Source organism: Alkalitalea saponilacus, assembly GCF_900168165.1.
Taxonomy (GTDB): domain Bacteria; phylum Bacteroidota; class Bacteroidia; order Bacteroidales; family Marinilabiliaceae; genus Natronoflexus; species Natronoflexus saponilacus.
In genome coordinates this window covers 98,272-118,278 of the sequence record NZ_FUYV01000007.1, presented here as the reverse complement: position 1 = coordinate 118,278, position 20,007 = coordinate 98,272, and the positions used below count along the sequence as shown (strand labels likewise).

The window sequence follows — 20,007 nt, the reverse complement described above, 5'->3', positions numbered from 1 at the left end:
TTATAAGTACATGAATAGACACAAATGGTTTTCTATTTTGTCTTGTCTATCGGTCTATAAATCTAGTATCTAATAATCTATTCAATATAAATTGAATCAGTCTCTAAATTAACCCCTTATAAAAATGAAAAATCTGCTAATAGTTTTGTGTTGTCTTTTAATTAGTTGTAAAACTACAGAACATTTAAATACAACAGACTTTACTACCATTTGTAATCCAATGGATTTGAGCTATCGTTTTGGCATGGAAGAACCGTCCAGACGAGAAGCTGCTGACGCTAGTATTGTATGGTTTAAAGACAGATACTACATGTTTGTTTCTAAATCAGGGGGGTATTGGCATTCTAAGAATCTTGCTGACTGGATTTTTATTGAAACCACAGAAATTCCGGTTGAAGAATATGCTCCAACTGCTATTGCCATTGACGATACATTGTACTTTCTTGGTTCTTCCAACGATCTAAGCACGCTGTATAAATCTGTTGATCCTTTGGCCGGAACCTGGCAGGTGGCTGTTGAGGAATTGGATATGCCGGTTTGGGATCCTGCTTTTTTTCTCGATGATGACAAAAGACTATATCTATATTGGGGGTGTTCTGATGTTAACCCGCTTTATGGAGTAGAGGTGGATTATCATAATTATTTCGCATTTATGGGAGATCCTGTTGCGCTTGTTTATGCTCAGCCGGAGCGATATGGTTGGGAAGTGCCGGGTGATTATAATGAACTAATCAATCAGGCTCCATGGATAGAAGGTGCATGGGTCAATAAAATCAATGGAATTTATTATTTTCAGTATTCTGCTCCCGGCACCGAATATAAAAGTTATGCCGATGGCGTTTACGTTTCAGAAAACCCTCTGGGTCCGTTTACCTATCAACCGCACAATCCATTTGTATATAAACCGGAAGGTTTTGCAGCAGGGGCTGGACACGGAAGTACCATCGAAGATCAGTATGGAAATTTTTGGCACGTTGGTACCATAACCATTTCCATGAAACAGGTTTTTGAGCGCAGATTAGGTCTGCATCCTGTGTTTTTTGACGATGATGGGATGATGTATTCAATAACCCGTTTTGGAGATTATCCTTTAATCATTCCAAATCATAAGGTTTACAGTCATGATGAACTTTTCCCCGGATGGATGCTGCTATCATATAATAAACCGGTGGAAGTTTCTTCTTCTTACGAAGGTCATCCGTCATCAAAGATGACGGATGAGGATATCAGAACATATTGGGCAGCTGAATCGGGAGGAAACAATGAATATGCCATCATCGATCTACAAGAATTATATGATGTTTATGCCATTCAACTCAACTTTGCAGAACACAATACCAATATTTTTGGAAGGCAACCCGGATTATTTCACCAATATACTGTAGAATATTCTTTGGATGGCGAAACATGGAACATGTTAATTGATAAATCCGAAAACAAATCTGATAATACTCACGATTATACTCAATTACCGAGAAAAGTTAATTGTCGATTTCTGAGGATCAATAACATTCGAGTACCCGATGGTCAATTTGCATTAAGCGGGTTTAGAGTGTTTGGCAAAGGTTTTGGCGACAAACCTTTGGAGGTAAACCGCCTGGAAGTTACAAGGAATGTAGAGGATAGGCGAAGGGTTCATCTTTCGTGGCAGGCATCAGATGGTGCGATAGGATACAACATCAATTTTGGTATTGACCCGGATAAAATGTATCACCATTATCAGGTTTACGATTTAACATCGCTGGACATTAATAGCCTGGCAATTGATTCTGAATATTGGTTTACCATTGAATCTTTTAACGAAAATGGAATAACCGAAAGTTCATTACTGGTTGGGCCAAAATAAATAAAAAAAACCATCCGGAAACCTATTGGTTTACCGGATGGATCCACGCACACATTACACTAAATACCACTTTTTACCCAATTATTTAATTCAGTTGCTGTTTTAAATTATTTAAAACCTCTTTTTCAATTTTCAATGCCGTTCCATGTCTTACTTCAGAAGGGAATGAAATCTTATGGGATATCTCTTCCCAGTTTTCAAGATCTGTTGATTTAACAGCTCCCATTGTCCATTCGATGTACTTGTCGAAATAAACAATCCATGTTCCATCTATGTATAGAGAAGTAGGTCCCTCTGCCCAATAATCTCCTGTAATTTGAACCAACGGTTGAGAATATGGTCCGGTTAAGTTTTTTGAAGTTGCGACGTGTAATGATTTTGCCGGAGGCTCAATAGTTTCATCTTTCAAAAACATGATGAACTCGCCGTTATGGGGTACAATATGTGAATCAATAACGCTGAATCCAGGTTCGTAAAGAAGTTTTGTCTCACTGAACTCTTTGAAGTCCTTTGTCGTAACATAATACATTCTGTGATTGAGACCATCTTCTAATTCTGAAAAAGTCTCCGGGTATAATCCTGTAATGGTTGTAGCCCAATAAATCATAAACTTGTCATTCTTTTCATCGTATGTTATTTCAGGAGCCCATGTGTTTCTTGCATTTGGCTCATGTTCCATTACTGGAATGTATTGCTGTTCCGACCAGTTAATCAAATCCTCTGACCATGCATATCCAATACCTCTTTCATTCCAGCTGACAGTCCATACCATATGGTATCTTCCATCTGGTCCTTGTATTATACAAGGATCGCGCATCAGTTTGTCTTCACCTGCTGTTGGTTCTAAAATAGGTTGGCCGTTGTTTAATTCGTGCCAAATCAGGCCATCTTCGCTCCATGCCAAGTGCAAACCACTTTCTCCATTCCCCTTAAAATAACTAAAAAGGTATCTGTTTTCTTCAGAAGAAGTCTGTTGGTTGCACGAACTAAATAATAGAAAGAATGCCGCAATAATAGAATAAATCAATAAATTCACTTTTTTCATACTGGTGTTGCATTTATATAAAGTTGCTATCATCAGGTATTATAATAATTTGTCTCTTGTATTACTGTTTTTGGTTTGGATGAGGAGTGAAAAATAGCTTAATGCTTACTTATGTCACCTTTCAGATTTCAACGGTTTTGTTTGATCATTAAAATATCAAATCAGAAAATTCTTCAAATCTGTTAAGTATATGGCGATACTGAATAATATGTGATCAATATGACCTTTGCATTCCATATTATGGAATTACAAATTTATTATAGACAAAAGTATTTGGATGTCACAAATTTGAAAATGTGTAATAATTATCAAACATGAGCAAAGAAAAGCTATATGATGATCTGAATAATTAGCGTGACAAAGCAACAGACATATTTTATTTTCGAAATGTGATTGTTGTATTTTAGATGTCGTATATGTTATAAATTTCAAAGAATTTGTAATGATTTCAATGATGAATTCTTTTTTTGCTTATATTAATATGTTTCTAATCAGATACCCGTTAAAATAATTTATATCAAATTTCAAAAATATGGCAGTTGTATAATTAATAACTCTTTATTTTTGAAACATTTCCTTAAAACATGTTTTGTAGCAAAATACATATTAGCTTATGTGTTTTTGATGCGAATGTTGATGATGTCAATTAATAATAACTTAAATAAAAGTTTGTAATGAAAAGATGTTTGATTACTTTTTTAATGGTCGCACTTGGACTGCCTTTTTTGTCTGGTGCAGAAAGACCTCAGCGAGATTGGGAAGATCCGACCATTTTTACAAGGAATACTGAACCTCCAAGAGCTACTTTCTATAACTTCCCGGATGAAAGAAGGGCATTAGAGCACAACCATCAGGAATCCCCTTACTATTATTTGTTGAGTGGGCAATGGAAGTTCTATTGGGCGCCAAATCCCAAACAAAGAGCCAAAGACTTTTATAAGGAAGATTATATTGTTGATCACTGGGATGAAATACCTGTTCCATCTAATTGGGAACTTCATGGGTATGGGATCCCAATCTATTCCAACATCAGATATCCGCATAAAACAGATCCTCCATTTATTGGAGACGAAGATAACCCGGTAGGATCATATCGCAGAGATTTTACTTTACCGGCCGGATGGGAGAACCGTAAAGTTTTTATTCACTTTAAGGCCGGAACAAGCGGAATGTATGTTTGGGTTAATGGTCAGAAAGTTGGTTATCATCAGGGAACCAAAAATCCGGTGGAATTTGATATCACACCTTTCGTGCGTAAAGGTAAGAATATGATTGCTGTAGAGGCTTATCGCTGGACTGATGGCAGTTATATTGAGGATCAGGATATGTGGAGGTTAAGCGGTATCGAACGGGATGTTTATTTATATAGCACAGACGATACCAGAATCGCGGATTTCTTTTTACGTCCTGATTTAGATAATAATTATCGTCATGGAAACTTAAACGGAGAAATAACCATTAGAAATTATAGTCCATCATCTGTTTCGAGGGTGGTTTCAGTTGCTCTTATTGATGAAGATGGAAATCGTGTTTTTAGTGAAAATCTCAGCGTAACTGTTCCTGCAAACAGCGATCGTGATGTTAATATTAACAGGAGGATTCGCAATCCGAGATTGTGGAGTGCTGAATTTTCCAATTTATACACGGTATTGATCACTTTAAAAGATAATGGCGGTAATACTATTGAATCAACGAGCTGGCGAATCGGATTCCGTTCCATTGAGCTCAAAGACGGGTTGCTTCTTGTAAATGGAAAGCCAGTAAAAATGAAAGGGGCAAATCTGCACGAACATTGTCCTATCAATGGTCATTATGTTACCCGCGATGTTATTAAAAAAGATATAGAGGTGATGCAGCGCCATAATATCAATGCAATCCGTGCCAGTCACTATCCGCATTCTCCTGATTTGTATCGCCTTGCTGATGAGTACGGGATGTATGTTGTGAATGAAGCAAACATAGAGACTCATGGTATGGGAGCTGAACATCAGGGTTGGTATAATCGTGACATACACCCTGCATATCTACCGGAGTGGCATGCTGCTCATATGGATAGAATATACAGAATGGTTGAAAGGGATAAAAACCACACGAGCATTTTTGCATGGAGCATGGGGAATGAATGCGGTAACGGACAGGTGTTTTTCGATGCCTATGATTGGATAAAGGATAGAGATGTTACCAGATTAATCATGTTTGAGCAGGCAGGCGAACAATCAAATACTGATATCGTTGCACCCATGTATGCCAATTTTCGGTCAATCACTGAATATTCTCAGCGCGAGAATGTAGATCGTCCATATATTTTGTGTGAATATGCTCATGCCATGGGTAATAGCACCGGAAACTTTTACAAATTCTGGGACATTTTCTATGCTGTACCTCATATGCAAGGTGGCTTTATATGGGACTGGGTTGACCAGGGGATTTTGGCCGATGATGGCTTTGGAAATAAATTCTATGCTTACGGAGGGCATATGGGAAGTGGTCATTTGCATCACGACGAGAACTTCTGTATGAATGGACTGGTATTTCCCGACAGAACTCCACAACCTGCTTTAATGGAGGTTAAAAAAATTCATCAGAACATCAACTTTACTGAAGAAAATCTTCAGAATGGAACCATTCGCGTTGAAAATCGCTTTTATTTCACAAATCTCAGCGATTATAACTTTACCTGGGAATTATTGAAAAATGGAGAGAAGGTTGATGAAGGAACTTTTTCATTGAATCTTGCACCTCAACAGAGCAGGGTTGTTAGACCTGGTTTTTCCTATTCAACTCCACAAAATGGCGATGAATATCTGCTAAATGTATATGCATTCACAAAGGAGGAGAGACAGTTAGTTCCTGCCGGTCATGAAATTGCCCGCGAACAGTTTAAAATGACAGGGAGCGATTACTTTAACCGTGAGTTCGTATCTAAAGATGGATCATTTGAAGTGACAGAAGATGATAACTCAGTGGTAATTGAAGGTGAGAATTTCAATATTCGTCTGGATAAGCGCCGTGGAGTGCTTGGACACTACAGGGTTGGATATCGTAATTTGATACAGGGATCGCCAGAACCTTTCTTCTGGAGAGCTCCTGTAGATAATGATTTTGGAAATAACATGCATCGCAACAGCACCATTTGGCGACAGGCAGGTAGAAATAAAGATGTACGTAACGTCACTGTAGAGAAGTCTGAAAATGAAGTCAGAATGGAGGTTCATTTCTTCCTTCGCGACGTTCAATCAGATTATCATGTGAAATACACGGTAACACCTGACGGCGCTGTTCGTGTGGATGTTAATTATCAGGCAGGAGTTGAAGGGTTACCCGAAATTCCCCGATTTGGTATGGAGATGTTTCTTTCTCGCCAATATGATAATTTCACCTGGTACGGACGTGGTCCATGGGAGAACTATTCTGATCGAAAACTAAGTTCTCATGTTGGAATTTATAACAGCAAGGTGGCTGATCAATATGTGCCTTACACCAGACCTCAGGAAAATGGATACAAGACCGATGTTCGTTGGTTAACACTTACCAATGACGAAGGCTTTGGGTTAAGAATTGAAGGAATTCAGCCATTAAGTGTAAGCGCACTTCATTTTCATACCGAAGATTTTGATCCAGGTTTCACCAAAAAAGGGCAGCGTACAGTTGATGTGTTTGAACGTGAAGACATCGTTCTGAATGTTGATTTTTTGCAAAGAGGTGTTGGTGGAGATACCAGCTGGGGCAGTCATCCTCATCGTGAGTATAGATTACACGACGATAGCTACTCCTATTCATATATAATTAGGGCTGAGATACCTTAATATTTTGGATTTTATTTTTGCAAAATAGAAAGACAAAGACTTTTGCTTGAAAAAGCAAAAGTCTTTGTTTGAAATTGTGGAACAGTACTATCTTTTTTGGTTGTGATTATTTTAATTAGTTGATTCTCTATTATCTATAAAACAATCATTTAAAATTTAAATGAACTTGTATATACAGAATAATCGCGTGATAATAGTTTTTATATCTTTATTGTTTAATTTATTTAAAAGACAATGTTAAAATGAAGGATGGTGTTTTGGATGTCTAAACACAAAATCGTATAGGTCAGTACTAATTATTCTTGCTATGAAACGTGGTTGTATTTCATTATTTTTGATTTTTCTATTTCTCCAACACCTTTTCCCAAATAAGATACTAGATTTTGACTCTTATTCTATTGAAGATGGTTTCTCCAGCAGTAAAGCCAACGCCATTATACAGGATCGAAAAGGTTTTATTTGGATTGGAACCTGGAATGGACTTACCCGTTTCGATGGATATAATACAGTTGTTTATACTTCAGGAATTGAGGAACACGGTGTAATAAGTAACCGGGAAATTGTATCACTCTGCGAAGATGATCAGGGAAATATATGGATTGGTACTTCGAGTGGTCTGAATCGATTAAATCCTGAGACAGGGAATATTGATATTTATGATTTTGAAAGCAGGATTCTTTCAATTTATCAGGATTCCAGAGGCGATATATGGGTTGGAACCTGGGATGAAGGTTTGGTCAGATTAAACCCTGAAACAGGTCAGCGTGATACTTTCCTTGAATATAATGTTATTAGTGATATTATTGAAGATGAGCATAATGATTTCTGGATTGCCACGTATCAAGGTCTCGTTTTGTTTGACAGAGATTCAGAAACATATCTTAGGTATACCACTAATACAGATGCCCCTTCTACTTCAATAATACATTCCGTGTTAACCAGTTTAGCCACTTCCAATGATGGTGCGCTCTGGATAGGCTTCTGGGGAGGGGGCGTGTCAAAAATGTCAAGAGATAGTTTAACCAGAGCATTTTCATTTCAGCACTTCCAGGTTAGAGAAGGAGAAGGGAGTATGAGCTCCAATGAAGTTTATCGACTGCATTATGATGAATATGGCAATCTATGGATTGGGACATGGGATGCCGGCTTGATTTTATTTGAGGAGGAGCAACAGATAAAATCACCTCAAGAAGCATTTTTCCATAATTTTGAACATGATTTGAACAATCGTTACAGCCTTTCCGGTAATAATATCTCTGCTCTTTTTGTTGACCGATCCGGCATATTATGGGTGAGTGGTGCACTTATCGATAGAGCTAACGTTCTTAAGACCTCTGGAATAACTCGTTATAGTACCACCGAAATTCAAGATGGAAGAGCAATTGAAAATGCAGTACGTTCCATAGCAGGAGATAGCATAGGAAATCTATGGGTTGGAACATCTCGAAGTTTAAAATATTTTAGAAGAAGTACAGAGACCTATCAGCTTATATCTTCGTTAGAGAATCTTAGTTATCATTTCAATGGTAATTTGTTTGAGTCAAATTCAGTCTTGGCATTAGAATGTTTTGATCAAGGTCTATTAGTTGGTACTGATGATGCCGGATTGTTGTTTTTCACCAAAAATGAATTGGATCGATTTCCTAATTCGAGATTTCAGTTTGTCAATAATCAAACTAATTTAGCACTTCCTGGTAATAAAGTTGACATAATTACTGCATCAAAAAAATATCCTGGTGAATTTTGGATTGGGACCTTGCAAACTGGTTTCGCCCGGTTATCCATAAAGAATAATGTAATTTCCGAAATTAGAAACTATCAAACATACAATTCCGGGTTATCTGATAATAACATTAGAGATATTATAGAAGATAAAAACGGATTTGTTTGGATTGCCACACAACGCGGATTAAATCGGTTTGATCCGGAAACTGAAGATTTTATTAATTTTTACTCTGTACGTGGTGATGCATCAACAATCAATGATAATATAATTAATGTTTTACTAGAAGATTCGTTAGGTAATTTGTGGATTGCAACGAATTCAGGACTTAATAAAAAAGTAGTAAATGTTCTGTCTGATGGAACAGAAGTAATAAGTTTTAAACGCTTCCCTGCTCAGAGGTTTGTTAGCAGTGAGCTGATAACTAATGCGTTTTTGGATAGTGAAGGGGATTTATGGCTTGGACTTTATGAAGGAATGGTCAAGTTTTCCGTGATTGATCAAACCGTGATTGATTATTTTCAAATGAGAGAATATCAACGTGTGGGAGTAGAGCGTAACAGTGCGTTCCGAACTTATGATGGAGAGATCATAATAGGAGGAGGATATGGTTTTATTACATTTTATCCTGAAAATTTGCACTTTTTGTCTATGCCACCAGAGGTGACATTTACTGATATTCAAATTTTTAACACAAGTATATCGAATATGGTTACGAATGGTGAACGCAGATTTAATAAAAGCGTTCCCTACATGAATGATTTACGCCTTTCGTATTCTGATCGTGTTCTAACTTTCGTGTTTTCTGCAATGGATTATATGGATCCTCAACGAAATACATATGCCTACATACTTGAAGGGTTTGACGATGATTGGAACTTGGTGGGAGAAAGAAATACAGCCACTTATACTAATATCCCCGATGGAGAATATGTTTTAAAAGTTCTCGCTGCCAATAGTGATGGTGTATGGGCTGAAGAACCAGCAATATTAAACATCACAATTACTCCCCCCTGGTGGAAAACCACCTGGGCATTTAGTGTCTATATTTTTATCATTTTAATTCTTCTCTATTTTTTCCAGAAATACTCAATTATTCAAGTAAAGGAAAAAAGTAATCTGTTTCTTGAAAAAATTCAAAGAGAGAAAGAGCAGGAACTATACGATCTTAAAGTTAGGTTTTTCACAAATATAACACATGAGTTCAGAACTCCATTAACACTAATTCTTGGGCCTGTTGAGGAGATTTTGTCAAAAAGCAAAGTGTCCGTGGATATTGAAAAATCACTTAAATTGGTTCATCGAAATACCCATCGATTATTACGTCTTGTAAATCAGCTAATGGAGTTCCGAAAGGTTGATCGGGGGAAGATGGAGCTATTTCTTCAAAAAGAGAACATAATCCCGATCCTTGACGATCTTTACGACTCATTTTTGCCTTTGGCAGAGGCAAAAAAGATTTATTTGGAGGTAAATTACTCGCCTGCGGAGATTATTGCTTGGGTAGATAGAGACAAATTAGAAAAAGTGCTTTTTAATTTGTTATCTAACGCGGTTAAATTTACCGAGAACAATGGGCATATAAGCCTCAATGCCGGGATTGAGAAGGATGATGAAAATCAAATAGAACATTTGTATATAGAGGTGATTGATGATGGGATTGGAATTGCTGATGTAAATAAAAATCAGATTTTTGAACGCTTTTTTCAGGTTGATGAAAAAAGATCAAAAAGCACAGGAGGAATTGGTTTGTATCTTGCTAAAGCTTTTGTGGATTTGCATCAAGGTAAAATAGATTTGATAAGCGAACCCGGAAAAGGTAGTTGTTTCCGTGTAGCAATTCCTACCGACTTAGGTACTACTCCGGAGTTTATCAGAGATGTTATTCAAAAAAGCACAGAAATGAATGTTTCGGATGATGCTTTTGTTGAGTCTGGTATCGGTATCCAAGCTAAAGGAAAAAACGCAGATGTGGATCTGTCTGTAAAGAAGTCCAAATCTATATCTAAGAATAAACCTGTAGCGTTGGTCGTGGAGGATGATGAAGATCTTAATACTTTTATTTGTGATGGACTGCAGGAGTTCTTCAATGTGATTAGTACAATTGATGGTAAACAAGGACTCGAATATGCCAAAAAGAACAATCCTGACATCATCATTTCAGATATCATGATGCCTGAAATGGATGGATTTGAGATGTGCCGGGAGTTGCGGGATGATATAAATACATCGCATATCCCGGTAGTTTTTTTAACTGCTAAAACAATGCAAGAGGACGAAATAAAAGGCCTGAGACTTGGAGCTGTGGATTATATTTTCAAGCCTTTCAATATGGAGTCCTTGCGTCTGAAATTATTAAATATCCTTGAAAACATCAGTATCTTGCAAAATAGGTTTAGAACTGATGCTATTTTGGAACCAGATGTTGAAAGCTTGTCCTCTCTGGATGAGGAATTCCTGAAAAATGCTGTTGCTGCCGTTGATGAACAGTTAGATAATCCCAGTTTTGATGTTGAGAAATTGAGCGAAAAGCTACGATTAACGCCAAACCAAACTTATCGAAAGATAAAGGCGCTTACAGGATACACAGCCAAGGAGTTTATTCGTATTCATCGTTTAAAAACTGCAGCTCAGCTGCTCATTCAACGTAAAAGAAATATTTCAGAGATCATCTATATGGTGGGTTTCTCGAGTCCCTCGTATTTTTCACGTTGTTTCAGAGATTTTTTTGGATGTACCCCTTCAGAATATATTGAAAAAGAAAATGATGAGTTTGAAGATCAATCAATAGAAGAATAGTTTTTTAGTTCCGTGATAATGGAATTAACTTTTTGATGGGAGGTAATAAAAGAATTATTGAGAGTTGTTGAGGATGATTATTGGTGCTCATGTGTCATATGTTTTAGAAAATTGTTGAACTATTAAGTAGTATAAATTAATTGTTAATTCAAATTGTTATGATAAAAAATCTAAAATCTTTTTCCGTTGTTCTAATGGTAATTTCATTTCTTGTTTCATGTAACTCTGCAAAGTATAATTTACCAGACTCTGATGACGTTCTTGAAATTATTACAAGGGTAAACAACTATTGGCAGGAAAAACACCCTGTTCCGGGTTGGTCTTTCTGGGAACATGCTGCTTACCATACCGGGAACATGGAAGCGTATTTTGTAACCGGCAAACAAGAGTATTTTGATTACTCTTTGTTGTGGGGAGAAATGAACGAATGGAAAGGTGCAAAATCCGACGATCGTGCCTCATGGCGATATGGATATGGTGAAACTGATGACTATGTTTTATTCGGCGATTGGCAAATATGCTTTCAAACGTATATCGATTTGTATAACATTACCGGGAATAGATATAAAATTGAACGAGCCATTGAGGTTATGGAGTATCAAATGCAAACCGATTCTGTAGACTATTGGTGGTGGGCAGATGGCCTTTACATGGTAATGCCTGTTATGACGAAGCTTTATCATATTACTGGTAATGAATTATATTTGAAGCGTTTGTGGGATTATTACGAGTACGCTGAGGAGTTAATGTTTGATTATGATGATGGCTTGTTTTATAGAGATGCAAAATATGTATATCCAGAACACAAAAGTGTGAATGAATTAAAAGACTTTTGGTCGAGAGGAAATGGGTGGGTTTTCGCCGGTTTAGCAAAAATATTGGCAGATCTTCCTTCAGATTATGAGCATCGTGCTCATTTCGAGTCAGTATTTCGGCAAATGGCCTCTGCATTAGCCAGTGCTCAGCAAGAAGGTGGGTATTGGACCCGAAGTCTTTTGGATCCGGAACATGCACCAGGTTATGAAACCAGTGGAACAGCGTTTTTTACCTATGGATACCTGTGGGGCATTAATAATGGATATTTAGACAGAGATACATATTTGCCTGTAGCAATAGCAGCATGGGAGTATTTATCTGGTGTTGCTTTACATGATAGCGGTAAGGTAGGGTATATTCAACCCATTGGAGAAAGAGCCATTCCTGGTCAGGTAGTTGATGCAAATTCTACTGCAAATTTCGGGGTTGGTGCATATTTATTAGCTGCTTCTGAAATGTATCGGATGGTTTCAAAATAGATCTAAATCTCAACTTTAATAGAATTGGAAAATGCTGCTTTTATTAGCAGCATTTTTTTGAATCATATATAGAAGTGTTGTCAACCTAACCTGATTCATTGTAGCTGGTTGTATTTGAAGGAAATCCTGGATTTTGCAAAGGCTAAAAGCCATCATTTTTTGAAGTTTCTTTTATCAAATACAACAATATACGAGTTTGTTATAGTCTTTTTAATTTTTGTGAAAAATACTTTCGAATTGTAGGTCTATTTTTGGATATTGATTTTCATGAGAAATTAAATTAAAAACTAATTATAATATGAAACAAATGAATTCTGTCTATTCTGTTTTTAAACCAATTCTTTATGGTTGCATAGTTATTCTTACATTGCTGAATGTTTCCTGTTCAAACAAAGATAAATATACAGCATATTTGTTTGCTTATTTTATTGGTAACGGACCTGGTGAAGAAGCAATTTTTTATGCTGTAAGTCCGGATGGTTTTAACTATGTAGCATTAAATAATAATCGTCCCGTGATTGCTGCCGATACAATAAGTTCTCGGGGTGGTGTTCGTGATCCGCATATTTTACGTGCTCCCGATGGTAAATTCTATATGGTAGTTACCGATTTGTTTGTTTCAAATGACGGATGGTCAAATAATCAGGCCATGGTTTTTCTCAAATCAGATGACTTAATAAACTGGACGCATTCAGTTGTTAATGTCTCTGAATTATTTCCAAATTTCCATGATGTGCGAAGAGTCTGGGCTCCGCAGTCCTATTTCGACGAGGAGGAAGGTAAAATCATGGTTTATTTCTCCATGTTGCAACCTGGAGGTTATGATATAATCTATTACGCTTACGCAAACGAGGATTTTACAAGTCTTGAAACAGAGCCAAAACAATTGTTCTTTCATCCCGAAAACAGATCCTGTATTGATGGCGATATCGTGAAAAAAGATGGCCAGTATCATCTGTTTTTTAAAACTGAAGGCCACGGAAATGGAATAAAGAAAGCTGTTTCAGATAGATTAACAGAAGGGTATGTGATGCACGATGAGTATCTGCAGCAAACAAATGAAGCAGTAGAAGGCTCATGTGTTTTTAAACTAATTGACAGTGATACATACATCTTGATGTATGACGTTTACATCCGTGGAGAGTATCAGTTTACTCAAAGTACGGATTTAAAGAATTTCACAGTTATTGATGATGAGATTTCAATGAATTTTCGTCCGCGCCATGGAACAGTGATTCCAATTACCCAAAGAGAGTTAGAATCTCTTATTAATAAATGGGGAACTGCTGGCGACTTAGGGATTGCTTCTGTAATTGGTGAAAACGTTAAAACCAATAATGTTGTCATTCATAGAGATAATGGAACAATTTATGTTCCGGTTAAATATGGCACGGATTTGTCGTCGTTTGAACCCGTTTTTGAATCATTTTTCGATGCAAGAATTCGTCCTTCAGGTCCACAGGACTTCAGCCAGGGATCTGTTGAGTATACTGTTTCGGTTAAAGGGTTAACCGATAAAAAATTCAATGTTACTGTTAAAGTAGATAATAATCCGGTTTTAACCGGATATTATGCCGATCCTGAAATCATTTGGTCTGAAAAACATCAAAAGTTTTATCTATATCCCACAAGCGATGGATACCATGGATGGTCAGGAGATTATTTTAAAGCATTTTCATCAACCGATCTTGTAAACTGGACTGATGAAGGTGTGATTCTTGATCTTGTTGAAGATGTACCATGGGGACCTCGTAATGCATGGGCTCCTGCAATGATTGAGAAAAAGATGGGAGATACTTATAAATATTTCTACTATTTTACCGCGGCTCAAAAAATTGGCGTAGCAGTTTCTGATCATCCTGCAGGTAGATTTGAAGACATTGGTGAGCCATTAATTGATTGGAAGCCAGACGGGGTTAGAGGTGGACAGGAAATTGATCCGGATGTATTTACCGATCCGGTTTCGGGAAATGACTATCTCTATTGGGGAAATGGATATCTGGCCGGTGCCAAATTGAATGAAGATATGATCTCCATTGACAAATCTACTGTTAAAGTGATGACTCCTGTCTGTGGAACATTCAGAGAAGGTATTGAAGTTTTCTATCGCAATGGAATATATTATTTCTTATGGTCTGAAAATGATACTAGAAGTGAAGATTACAGGGTTCGCTATGCCATGTCTGATTCACCTATGGGAGAGTTTTATATTCCTGAAAATAACCTTGTAATTGCTAAAGATCCCTCAAAAGGTATTTATGGCACAGGCCATAATTGTGTGATACAGATTCCCGGAAGAGATGAGTGGTATATTATATACCACCGTTTTACCCGACCGGAAGGTATAACCATGGGAGGAAATGCTGGATTTCATAGAGAAACTTGTATAGATCAAATGACTTTTGACGAAAACGGTTATATCATCCGTGTTCAGCCTACTTTGGAAGGTATAGTTCCTGTAAGTCTTTAGTAATTGTGTTCAATTTTGTTGTAACCTGACAAGAAGTTGTAAGGTGTGGTTTGTGTTTAAAACTGTCGGCACCTCGGGTGTTCCGGCAGTTTTATTTTTACGATCTAATTGATTTGTTGTATAAAAAGCAGAATTTGTGCCAATAGAATTATGGTTTCTTTTATGATATTCCCAGTGTGCATCAGGGCTAATGTATTATTTTGAATGTGGTTATGTGCCTTTTTAAATATTAAAATATGAATAATTCAATTTACTTAAGTTTTATTAGACTTAGCTTTTTATTAATTAGTCTGTTGGTGGCATGTAGTCATAATTCAGAAAAAGGATATTATTCCAGTTTTATCCCTGGAGAGCTATGGTTTGACACTGATAGTGTTCATATTAATGCTCATGGGGGAGGAATCCTTTTTCATGAGGACGTGTACTATTGGTTTGGCGAGTTTAAAACAGCTGGTCGGGGTGGAAATACTGCACTGGTGGGTGTACAGGTTTACTCTTCAACTGACTTATATAATTGGAAAAATGAAGGTACAGCATTGGAAGTGGTAGATGTTTTAGGTCACGACATTGAGCGTGGTTCAGTTATTGAACGTCCCAAGGTTTTGTATAATGAGAAAACCGGAAAATTTGTAATGTGGTTTCACTTGGAGTTAAAGGGGCAGGGTTATAGTGCCGCTCGCACTGCTGTGGCTGTAGCTGATCATGTTACTGGACCTTATGAGTTTATTGAATCTTTAAGGCCAAATGCCGGGCACTGGCCCATGAATTTTAATCAGGAATTTAAAGAATTGACTGAAACCATTGATGATTTTGAATGGTGGACGCCGGATTGGGAAGAGGCTGTGCATAAGGGACTTTTTATTCGCAGAGATTTTGAAGGCGGTCAAATGGCAAGAGATATGACACTCTTCCTGGATGACGATGGAACTGCCTATCATATCTTCTCATCAGAAGAAAATCTTACGTTACATATTGCTGAGTTATCAGATGATTTCCTGTCGCATACCGGAAGGTATAAGCGAATTTTTCCTTTAGGACATAATGAAGCACCAGCAGTTTTTAAACACAATGATTTGTATTATATGATAGCTTCAGGATGTACTGGTTGGGAACCCAACGCAGCACGATCTTTTGTTGCTGAGAATGTTTTTGGTCCATGGACTGCCTTGGGTAACCCCTGTGTGGGGTCGGGTGCGGAAATTACTTTTCAATCTCAAAGCACGTTTGTGCTGCCTGTTCAGGGTAAGGAAGGAGCTTTCATATATATGGGTGATCGTTGGAGGCCGCATAATCCTATTGATGGCCGTTATGTTTGGTTACCTATTGTTTTCAAAAATGATCGCCCTATTATCGAGTGGTACGATGAATGGGATCTGTCAATTTTTGATAACTAAATGAATATAATCATCTACTTCTTTATATGATCATTACAGGGTGTTTGCCTAAAACATTATATTGAATTGGCGGAAGGTCTTGCAAAGTGTCAATAAACTGGTGGATATTGTGATCTGAAGGTAAGTAAATAAGTCTCAACTGCGGAGTTCGCTTTCTTCGGAGGCGATGGACATTATCATGTTTTAGTATTGAAATTTCAGAGGATGGAGTGTCTTTTGTTGAGGTTTGTGAGGATCGTTCATGCGGGAGTGTTAGTAAACCAGAGATGTATAAATTTGCGTCGATAAACCCACGTTATGTTCGGATTATTGGATATGGCAACAGAGAGTACAATCGGAATAATATAACCCAGGTGGTAATAAATTGAGATACGTTAAATTTGTCATGATTTAATTATCGTACCTTTTTATAATAGACTTAAACAAAAAGAGAGTATTCTAAAATCTTGATTTTAGAATACTCTCTTTAACATCTGTGTATATCACACCTTATGAAAACTATTTAATTTGAGGAACTCCAGTAGTAGTTCTTACTACCTTTTTTATCAGGCCATTTTCGTCATATTCAAGTTTGTCAATGCAAACACTTCTACGGAACGGACCTCCATTAGGTAGTCCTGCTGTATGATAAATAAAGTAATCGTTTCCTTTAAAGTGCACTATGGCCTGGTGATTGGTTGGTGAGTTTGGAATTACATCGTTAATGACGCCTTTCTCTACCCAAGGACCTAGAGGATTGTCGCTGATAGCATATTCAGTTCGTGATGGATATCCTGCAGCGTAACTCATATAGTAAATATCACCTCTTTTGTGCATAAAGGGTGCTTCAAAAAAGTTGTCAAGTCCTTCTACATTCATTACTGGGCCAGCCAGTTCAACCATATTGCTTTTTAATTCTACAACTCTTACTTCGTCCCACGATCCCCAATACATATAAACACGGCCATCGTCATCTACAAATACATCTGGGTCTATGTTTAGAACAATGGAGTTTGCAGTAGTGTCAGCGATTAATGGTTTTCCGATTGGATCGTGATATGGTCCTGCAGGATGGTCAGCAACAGCAACTCCCATGGCAAAACCTTCATGCACTCGTGCAGCAGGGTCTGCATGCACAATTGGCACATACCACCAGAATTTTCCATGATTTTCTACAACATCGGCTGCGAATGCATTGTGAGATCCCCATTCGAAATCATCTACAGATAAAACTGCTCCATGGTTGGTCCAATTTACCATATCGGCGGTTGAAAATACATACCATCTTCTCATAAGAAACCCATCGACTCCTTCTTCTTGTTCATCACTTCCGGTAAATAACCATAAGGTGTCATTATAAACAATAGCAGTAGGATCGGCAGTGAATGGTTCGTCAAATAAGGGATTGCCGCTGTATTTTATCTCCTGGGTTTGATCACAGCGAATAAATGAGATGGCTAGAATTAATCCTGCAACAAATAACAGACTTTTTTTCATGTGAATTAGTTTAATGTATAATTTGAATTATATATGTAGTTTCAGCTTATGACACAAAAATACCTGTGATTGTTGTAAAAACAGGAGGATTTTAGTTTAAAAATGGTGGACGCATGTATTTTACCAAATTATTGATAAAAGGAGAATCTAGTAATAAAAGAAAAAGTCGCCCTATTGGGGGCGACTTTTGTTCTTGTATTTAAGTTGAGACTAGTAACCGGGGTTTTGTTCAGCTTGCTTCTCATCAGCCGATAAAGGTCTTCCATTCCATTGAATTGCATCCAAATGTGATTGAGGAATTGGTCTTAATACGTGTCTATCTCTGATGTTAGGAGCAGCTTGTGCATTAAATGCCGTTGCTCTTGTGATAAGAGTATTTGTTCTTGAAAGATCAACCCAGCGTATTAATTCTCCCATTAACTCCCTGGCTCTTTCATTCAGAATAAAATGAACAAACATCTGTTCCTGTGAGGTAACACCCGCCGGATACATTTCTTGATCCGCTTCCGGAGTTCCCGGAGTAAAGGCATTAACGGTAGCACGCATATCTTCCACAGTGCTTCCTGTTTCTCCAAATGGTATGTTTTCAGAGATGTAGTATTCAATCTTTCTTTTTTCCCCCTCTTTATAGGCAGCTCTTTCCCTAATTGCATTAACAAATTCGAGAGCTTCTGCATAATCGCCTTTTCTTCCATAAGCCTCTGCAGCAATCAGATATGTTTCAGCCAGTCTGGCCAGAATTCCATCACGTGTGCCTCTTTCGTCATTTGGTGTTTGCCTGTTGTGGTCGAAATGCTTAGAAAGTGCTGGATATTGGCTTAAAGTGTAATTGGTAGCATTTTGGCCTTCATCATTAATGTAGTTCCTAATGTAGGTATGAGGAGCAGCATTATCAATATCGGCTCGTACAAAACGATCGTCGTCCAGTGAGTTAACAATGTAGATAATTGAAGTGTCTCCAACCTGGAATCTTGGCTCGCCCACTAATTCGGGACTTGGAGCGTTATCTTCAGTCCATCTAGGTAATGTATTTGCATTATTTGAGAAGTAGGCTGTTTTAAAGCTTTTGTAGAACCTTGAATCAACTGAACGATCAAATACATCCAAAGCAAAATTTGTAGGACGTAGACGCTGGAATTCTCTTCCATTTGCTAAATCACGCATCATTCCGGGTAAAGTGAAATATACCGATGGAAAATAGAGATGAACACGGTTGCCATATCTTCCAAGAAGACTTTGATTGTCGTCGAACTGAGCAGCAAAGATGATTTCAGGTAGATGCTCATTAGGCCCATTTACTGTTGTGTAGTTAAAGATGTCATGAAAGTCCGGTGCCAATTGGTGACGAGGATCATTTATTACTTGTTCTGCATAAAAGACTGCGCTATCAAGATCAGTGGATCTTGTAAATTCCGCATTTCTTTCACTGGCTCTGAAAAGATATGTTTTAGCCAGAAAATGACGTGCCGCAGACTTTGCTGCTCTTCCTTTTTGTGCAGGTTCGTTAGGCAATAATTGTTCAGCCATTCTTAAGTCTGCAATAACTCTCTCTATAACCTCTCCTGCCGAAGCTCTTCTGAACTCGAGTTCAATGCTTGATGTAGGGTTCAATTTTATGGGAACTCCCCCAAACTGTTCAACCAGTTTTAGATAATTAAAGCCGCGAATAAAATATGCTTCACCTAAGCGTGTGTTGTGCTGGCTTTTTCCTGCTAATACTTCTGGAATTCTGGCTATTCCAGTATTGGCTTGGTTAATATGAGCAAACATATTATCCCAAAAAGGTTGCAAATCGCGCCATTCACCAGGATTTAGTGCACCATCATAATTGTTAAAATATGCACGATCCATACCACCACCATGAGTAAATTCATCTGTCCCAAAGTTGGTTAACGAGTAAGACCACTCAAAAGCGAAGTGGAAACGAAAGCCTTCATAGGCTCCGTTTATCAGATCCTCAATACCCTTTTCAGTACTGAAATGTTCCTGAGTTAGGGTTCCTACCATTTCCTCCTCAAGAAAATCGGAGCATGCTCCAAACATGAGTGAGAAAACCAATATTCCGAAAACTATTTTTTTCATAATCTATTTTTTTATTTTTTGGTTATATAAAACTTGCCAGATTGTTTAATTCCTGATTTTTTCGCTTTTAT

General features: G+C 37.5%; 9 protein-coding genes. 6 read left to right on the top strand and 3 right to left on the bottom strand.

What is annotated here, in order from left to right; genetic code table 11:
• Positions 1–124 precede the first annotated feature (124 nt).
• Positions 125–1,846 carry a family 43 glycosylhydrolase gene (locus tag B5X70_RS07660; protein WP_079557312.1) on the top strand — a complete coding sequence of 574 codons (1,722 nt, stop codon included), beginning with the start codon at positions 125–127 and terminating at the stop codon, positions 1,844–1,846.
• Between the two features lie 85 nt (positions 1,847–1,931).
• On the opposite strand, the gene B5X70_RS07655 is transcribed toward B5X70_RS07660, so the two are convergent.
• Positions 1,932–2,891, bottom strand: coding sequence for a glycoside hydrolase family 43 protein (locus B5X70_RS07655; RefSeq protein ID WP_079557311.1), 960 nt, complete (start codon positions 2,889–2,891; stop codon positions 1,932–1,934).
• 674 nt (positions 2,892–3,565) lie between these two features.
• On the opposite strand from B5X70_RS07655, the gene B5X70_RS07650 reads away from it, so the two are divergent.
• From B5X70_RS07650 to B5X70_RS07630, 5 genes are all read left to right on the top strand, one after another.
• Positions 3,566–6,697 carry a beta-galactosidase, LacZ type gene (locus B5X70_RS07650; RefSeq protein WP_079557310.1) on the top strand — a complete coding sequence of 1,044 codons (3,132 nt, stop codon included), beginning with the start codon at positions 3,566–3,568 and terminating at the stop codon, positions 6,695–6,697.
• A 307-nt stretch (positions 6,698–7,004) separates the two neighbouring features.
• The gene (locus B5X70_RS07645) at positions 7,005–11,219 is read left to right on the top strand and encodes a hybrid sensor histidine kinase/response regulator transcription factor (RefSeq protein ID WP_079557309.1); all 4,215 of its coding nucleotides are present in this window, start codon (positions 7,005–7,007) and stop codon (positions 11,217–11,219) included.
• A gap of 158 nt (positions 11,220–11,377) precedes the next feature.
• Positions 11,378–12,514: a glycoside hydrolase family 88/105 protein gene (locus B5X70_RS07640; protein ID WP_079557308.1), complete on the top strand. Its 1,137-nt coding sequence runs from the start codon at positions 11,378–11,380 to the stop codon at positions 12,512–12,514.
• A 298-nt stretch (positions 12,515–12,812) separates the two neighbouring features.
• Positions 12,813–14,984 (top strand): glycoside hydrolase family 43 protein, encoded by a 2,172-nt coding sequence (locus B5X70_RS07635; protein ID WP_232468318.1) that lies wholly within the window; start codon positions 12,813–12,815, stop codon positions 14,982–14,984.
• A gap of 236 nt (positions 14,985–15,220) precedes the next feature.
• Positions 15,221–16,378 carry a glycoside hydrolase family 43 protein gene (locus B5X70_RS07630; protein ID WP_079557307.1) on the top strand — a complete coding sequence of 386 codons (1,158 nt, stop codon included), beginning with the start codon at positions 15,221–15,223 and terminating at the stop codon, positions 16,376–16,378.
• Positions 16,379–16,876: 498 nt separating this feature from the next.
• Here the strand turns inward: B5X70_RS07630 and B5X70_RS07625 are convergent, their stop codons facing one another.
• Together B5X70_RS07625 and B5X70_RS07620 are read right to left on the bottom strand one after the other, a co-directional pair.
• On the bottom strand, positions 16,877–17,854 hold the full coding sequence (locus tag B5X70_RS07625) for a glycoside hydrolase family 43 protein (protein ID WP_079557306.1): 978 nt from the start codon (positions 17,852–17,854) through the stop codon (positions 16,877–16,879).
• Positions 17,855–18,064: 210 nt separating this feature from the next.
• Positions 18,065–19,936 carry a RagB/SusD family nutrient uptake outer membrane protein gene (locus B5X70_RS07620; RefSeq protein ID WP_079557305.1) on the bottom strand — a complete coding sequence of 624 codons (1,872 nt, stop codon included), beginning with the start codon at positions 19,934–19,936 and terminating at the stop codon, positions 18,065–18,067.
• Positions 19,937–20,007: the final 71 nt, after the last annotated feature.

What these genes read in the sequence shown, in the direction of transcription:
- B5X70_RS07640 (WP_079557308.1), top strand. Translation starts at nt 11,378, where the DNA reads ATGATAAAAAATCTAAAATCTTTTTCCGTTGTTCTAATGGTAATTTCA.
- B5X70_RS07650 (WP_079557310.1), top strand. Translation starts at nt 3,566, where the DNA reads ATGAAAAGATGTTTGATTACTTTTTTAATGGTCGCACTTGGACTGCCT.
- B5X70_RS07660 (WP_079557312.1), top strand. Translation starts at nt 125, where the DNA reads ATGAAAAATCTGCTAATAGTTTTGTGTTGTCTTTTAATTAGTTGTAAA.
- B5X70_RS07620 (WP_079557305.1), bottom strand. Translation starts at nt 19,936, where the DNA reads ATGAAAAAAATAGTTTTCGGAATATTGGTTTTCTCACTCATGTTTGGA.
- B5X70_RS07645 (WP_079557309.1), top strand. Translation starts at nt 7,005, where the DNA reads ATGAAACGTGGTTGTATTTCATTATTTTTGATTTTTCTATTTCTCCAA.
- B5X70_RS07630 (WP_079557307.1), top strand. Translation starts at nt 15,221, where the DNA reads ATGAATAATTCAATTTACTTAAGTTTTATTAGACTTAGCTTTTTATTA.
- B5X70_RS07655 (WP_079557311.1), bottom strand. Translation starts at nt 2,891, where the DNA reads ATGAAAAAAGTGAATTTATTGATTTATTCTATTATTGCGGCATTCTTT.
- B5X70_RS07635 (WP_232468318.1), top strand. Translation starts at nt 12,813, where the DNA reads ATGAAACAAATGAATTCTGTCTATTCTGTTTTTAAACCAATTCTTTAT.
- B5X70_RS07625 (WP_079557306.1), bottom strand. Translation starts at nt 17,854, where the DNA reads ATGAAAAAAAGTCTGTTATTTGTTGCAGGATTAATTCTAGCCATCTCA.